5 protein-coding genes, 1 pseudogene and 1 riboswitch are annotated in these 5,316 nt (G+C 29.2%); of the genes and pseudogenes, 5 read left to right on the top strand and 1 reads right to left on the bottom strand.

Translation table 11 applies throughout. From position 1 onward, the window contains the following. Positions 1 to 1,723: TonB-dependent receptor plug domain-containing protein (locus ABY863_RS12675; RefSeq protein ID WP_372795403.1), on the bottom strand; the 1,723-nt coding region annotated here is incomplete at its 3' end. A 27-nt stretch (positions 1,724 to 1,750) separates the two neighbouring features. After that, positions 1,751 to 1,960: riboswitch (cobalamin riboswitch) on the bottom strand. Between the two features lie 78 nt (positions 1,961 to 2,038). Between ABY863_RS12675 and cobU the strand changes: the two genes are divergently transcribed. From cobU to ABY863_RS12650, 5 genes and pseudogenes are all read left to right on the top strand, one after another. Continuing rightward, a complete protein-coding gene (gene cobU / locus ABY863_RS12670; RefSeq protein ID WP_372795401.1) occupies positions 2,039 to 2,542 on the top strand; it encodes a bifunctional adenosylcobinamide kinase/adenosylcobinamide-phosphate guanylyltransferase in 504 nt (167 codons plus the stop codon). Positions 2,543 to 2,558: 16 nt separating this feature from the next. Continuing rightward, positions 2,559 to 3,602 (top strand): nicotinate-nucleotide--dimethylbenzimidazole phosphoribosyltransferase, encoded by a 1,044-nt coding sequence (cobT, locus tag ABY863_RS12665; protein WP_372795399.1) that lies wholly within the window; start codon positions 2,559 to 2,561, stop codon positions 3,600 to 3,602. Between the two features lie 12 nt (positions 3,603 to 3,614). After that, positions 3,615 to 4,376 (top strand): adenosylcobinamide-GDP ribazoletransferase, encoded by a 762-nt coding sequence (locus ABY863_RS12660; RefSeq protein WP_372795397.1) that lies wholly within the window; start codon positions 3,615 to 3,617, stop codon positions 4,374 to 4,376. After that, the gene (gene cobC / locus ABY863_RS12655) at positions 4,361 to 4,912 is read left to right on the top strand and encodes an alpha-ribazole phosphatase (protein ID WP_372795395.1); all 552 of its coding nucleotides are present in this window, start codon (positions 4,361 to 4,363) and stop codon (positions 4,910 to 4,912) included. The genes ABY863_RS12660 and cobC overlap by 16 nt, the downstream gene beginning before the upstream one ends. 11 nt (positions 4,913 to 4,923) lie before the next feature. After that, a pseudogene (locus tag ABY863_RS12650) lies at positions 4,924 to 5,316 on the top strand (ABC transporter substrate-binding protein); the annotation flags it as partial.

Below are 5,316 nucleotides of genomic sequence, written 5' to 3'. Positions count from 1 at the left end.
TAACTCCAAAATTTCCAACATTAAAATATGGAACGGTATAATCATCTAAATTATCAGTAGTTGTATAAATCTCTCCATTGAACAAATGTTGATAAAATGCGCTTATCTTTTTATAGGAATACCCTAAAGTTCCATTTAGTAAGTGCTTAGGAATATATGGTAACAGTTGTTTTGTGTTTTTATCTTTAGAAATGGTATAGCTATAATTTGCATTCAAATTAAAAGAATGCTTTTTAATATTTTTTTTATAATTTATAACAAGTTCTAGCCCTTTATTTATAACTTCATCTAAATTAGCAGGTGTCCAAACTTCAGGTCTTTCTGGATCAGCTCCTGGTTTCCAAACAATTTTATCTTTAGCATCTATATAAAAAGCACCAGCATCAATTTTTAAATTATTATTCTTATAACCTACACCTATTTCTCCTTGAAGTGATGATTCAGGAATTAAATTTTCATTTCCTAGTGACGGCCAATATAAGTCGTTATAGCTAGGAACTCTGTAATTTTTAGAACCATTTAATCTAACAAAAGTATTTCTAGCAGGTTTAATTTCAGCACCAAGTGCAAAAACAAAAGGCATTGTATAATCCGAATTAAAATCTTTTCTAACTTTTGCATTAAAAGAAGCGAAATTTTCAATTCGTTGATTAAAAATAAGAGATTGTGAAAATTGTTTTCTGTTTTTCTCTAGCATCTGATCTGTTTTTCCAAAGGTAGATTCTACTTCTGAAAATGATTCAATACTTGAATTTGAAGAAATTTTATAACTAAAATCATAATTTAGAAAGAATCTTTTAGATTTTCCGAAATTAAAATTTGTGCTATTTTTATCAGCAAAATATTGATATTCTTGTGTTAAATAAGCAAATTTCAAACTGTATGAACTCCTGTTTTTTTGATAATTAAAATTTAGTAAGTTTCTAAAACTATAGTTCTTATATTTTTCTTTTGCTGCTGAAGGATTGGGTAATTGACCAGAAAATTGTCTATTTCCAGCATACTTAGACGTATAGAAACTAATTTTACTAAACTTTGATAATTTTTGAGCTATACTAAAACTAAAATCGGTGTTATGATATGCACCATTTTCGTTTTTTAAATTATGCCCTAACCACTTATAATTATTTTCAGATTCATTATAAGACAACCCTACTTTTATTGCTGTAGTTTCAGTTCCGAAAGAAAATTTATATAAATTATGATAGGTTTCAAAACTACCTACAGATACAAGTAATTGATTTTTAACATAATTTCCAAAATGTAATTCATCGTTTAAATGAATGGTGCCACCAATGGCTCCAGAGCCAAATTCAATACTTCCTCCACCACTTCTTACATTAATATTATCAAACAAACCTACATTCAAAGAATTAAATCCGGTTTGACCATTATTAATTGAATTGATATTAATTCCATTCCAAACTACTGCTGTATTTGACGCGCTTGTGCCTCTAAAACTTGCAGAACTTGTACCACCTGCCCCATATTCTTTTATATAAATAGGCGAATTAAATCGCAATAATGAAGAAAATGACTCCGAATTATTTTGAATAATAGAATCATTTATAGCTAATATCTTATAGCCTTTTGAATGTTTATTTAATTTTATGGTTTGTAAATTAATAACATCCAATGAAATAATTGAATCTTTTTGAGCATACGAATTCGTGCCTACAAAAAAAATAAAAAAAATAAATAATAATCTGTTAAACTGTATCATAGTTAATTCACTTTTCTCCCGAAAGTTTTAATTAATAAGATTTCTGGCAGGTCTCCTGGCTTGCGTATTGTTATTTACCTTCCCATTCATTTAGAACAGTGGCAAAAGTTTAATAACAATCATCAAATAAATTTGACTAAGCATACAGTTGCGGGTACAGCGTTGGATTTTAACCAACTTCCCTTTTCACTTATATATTATTAAGCATATATAAGAACCATAATCAGTTGCAAAAGTAATTAATAAAGATTAATTACGAGTTATTCGTATCCTTTTTTTATGAAAAATATTACATTTGCTGAAATTTTTTAGCCCATGTTATACTATATCACTGGAGGTGAGCGATCTGGAAAAAGTTCGTATGCACAGCAACTAGCCGAAAGTTTAAGCGAAACACCTTTTTATTTAGCTACATCTAGAATTTGGGATGAAGATTTTAAAAAAAGAGTAAAAAGACATCAATCAGATCGTGATGACCGATGGACGACAATTGAAGAAGAAAAAGAAATATCAAAAGTAATCCCAAAAAAATCAGTTATTGTAATTGATTGTGTTACGCTATGGCTCACTAATTTATACTTCGACTCAAATAATAATGTTGAAGATTCGTTAAAGTTTGCTATAAATGAAATAGAAATTCTAGCAAAGTTAAATAGTGATATTATTATCATTTCTAATGAAATTGGAATGGGTGTTCATGCCCAAACTCATATTGCTAGAAAATTTACAGAATTACAAGGTTGGGTTAACCAAAGCATTGCTAAAAAAGCAGATAAAGCTGTTTTTATGGTTTCTGGCCTTCCATTAATATTAAAATAAAGATATCTAAAAATCTATGAAATTGTTCAACATTTCACCAATTAACAACGAGTTAAAAACTCAAATTAAGCATAAAATTGATTTTAAAACAAAACCTTTAAATTCCTTAGGAACTCTTGAGAAAATTGCTGAAAAATTGTGTTTAATTCAAGAAACTTTAACACCTCAACTTAATAATACTGCCCTTATTGTTTTTGCAGCCGACCACGGAATTGCAGCAACTAATATTGTAAGCCCTTATCCACAAGAAGTAACAGCTCAAATGGTGTTAAACTTTTTAAGCGGTGGTGCTGCAATCAATGTTTTTTGTGAACAAAACAATATAAATTTAAGTATTGTTGATGCAGGTGTGAATTTTGAATTTACACCAAATAAATCATTAATCAATGCTAAAATAGCTCATGGAACTTGCGATTATTCAAAAGAGCCCGCTATGAGTGAAGAACAATGCTACAAAGCCATTGAAATTGGTAGTGAATTAATGATTCAAAAACACTCTAATGGATGTAATTGTATTTCATTTGGAGAAATGGGAATTGGAAATACATCTTCTGCAGCCTTATTAATGAGCGCTTTTACTAAAATTCCTATTGAAAATTGTGTTGGTAAAGGAACAGGTTTAACAGAAACAGGTGTTTCTAAAAAAGCAACTGTTTTAAAGCAAGTACAAGAATTTCATGGGATTAGTACCAATGCTTTAGAGAATTTACAAAACTTTGGTGGATTTGAAATAGCAATGATATGTGGAGCTATGTTAGAAGCTGCTGAATTAAAAATGACTATCATTGTAGATGGATTTATTGTTACTTCAGCTTTATTAGTGGCTCAAGCAATAGAGCCAACAATTTTAGATTATTGTTTATTTTCTCATGTTTCAGATGAACAAGGACATAAAAACATGCTGAATTATTTAAACGCAACTCCTATTTTACAATTAGATTTACGTTTAGGTGAAGGAACTGGAGCCGCAATTGTTTATCCAATTATACAATCTGCTGCAAATTTCATGAACAAAATGGCAAGCTTTGAAAGTGCAGGAGTTAGCAATAAAGAAAATTAATTTCATTTTATAATGCTAAAAAAAGAGCTACATATATTTTTTACTGCACTCATGTTTTTTACCCGAATCCCCTGTCCGAAATGGATAGATCATTCGCCTGAAATATTAAATAAAAGTACCAAATATTTTTCTTTGGTTGGTATTGTTGTTGGAAGTTTTGGAGCAATCGTTTATTGGGGAATATCATTTATTTTGCCTGAAAACATTGCCTTACTTTTAAGTATAATTTCAACAATTTGGATTACTGGTGCTTTTCACGAAGATGGTTTTGCTGATTTTTGTGATGGATTTGGAGGAGGATGGACTAAAGAAAAAATTTTAACCATTATGAAAGATTCTCGTTTGGGAACCTATGGTACTGTTGGCTTGGTTGGTTTGTTAGCTTTAAAATTTTTAGCTTTAAGTTCAGTTTCTAGTCAACTATTCATAACTTTTATTGCAGGTCATAGTGTGAGTCGTTTTATTTCAACGATGCTATTATATTTATATCCTTATGTTAGAGATGATAATAGCAGCAAAACAAAACCAATGGCACATGCTTTAAAATTATCTTCATTAGTAATTAATGGGATTATTGGCTTAGTACCTTTGTTCTTTTACAACACTTATTGGGTATTTTTAACCTTGATACCGCCTTTCATTTCTATGTTATTATTAGGAAGGTTTTTTAAAAAATGGATCGGTGGCCAAACAGGTGACTGCGCTGGTGCAACACAACAAATAGCAGAAGTAACATTTTATTTAAGCATTTTAGTTTTATGGAAATTTATCTAATCCGGCATACAACTCCTAACATAGAGAAAAATATTTGTTATGGTCAACTAGATATTGATGTAACAAATTCATTTGAAAATGAAGCGTCTAAAATAACGACTGCTGTTTCTTCAGAAACTGGCACATTGGTTTATTCAAGTCCGTTAAAAAGATGCATAAAATTAGCTTCAAAATTTTCTCAAAATATAATCACCGACAAGCGATTAATGGAACTAAATTTTGGAGATTGGGAAAATCACAATTGGGATGCTATTCCAAAAACTGAACTAGATGTGTGGATGAATGATTTTGTGAATGTTAGCATACCAAATGGAGAAGCTTACACAGATTTGTTTAAAAGAGCTACTGAATTTTTTTATGAAATTACATCAAATAACAATTCAAAAAAAATAATTATTACAACCCACGGAGGAGTTATAAGAAGCATTGTTGCTAACATAAATAATATCCCTCTTTCTAAATCTTTTGACTTTAAAATAGAATATGGTCAAATTATTAAAATTGTAAAACAAAATAACAGCTATAAAATTCTTTAAAAAATAATATCATGAAATTTTACTTAACTCAAATACTACTCATTCTTATTTTATTTATTTCTTGTAAAAATGAAACCAAAAAAACTGAAGAAACCAGACCAACTTCAACCGTAAAATACGCCCATGGATTCGATATTATAAAATTAAATGATGAAACAAAATTGGTCATTAAATTACCCTATCCAGATGCTAAAGAATATATAGAGTATACACTTACAAAGCAAAAAAGCTCTTTAAAAAATACGATTAAAATACCTTTGAATTCTATTGCCGTAACAAGTACAACACATATTCCTTTTTTAGAATTATTAAATGTAGAAAATAAACTTGTTGGATTTCCAAATACTAATTTCATCTCTTCGGAAAAAACAAGAAAATTAATAAATCAAAAATTAGTAAAAGAT

It is taken from the genome of Lutibacter sp. (genome assembly GCF_041562875.1).
Lineage (GTDB): Bacteria > Bacteroidota > Bacteroidia > Flavobacteriales > Flavobacteriaceae > Lutibacter.
The sequence above is the reverse complement of the archived record's forward strand: the minus strand, read 5'-3'. Positions and strand labels throughout refer to the sequence as shown.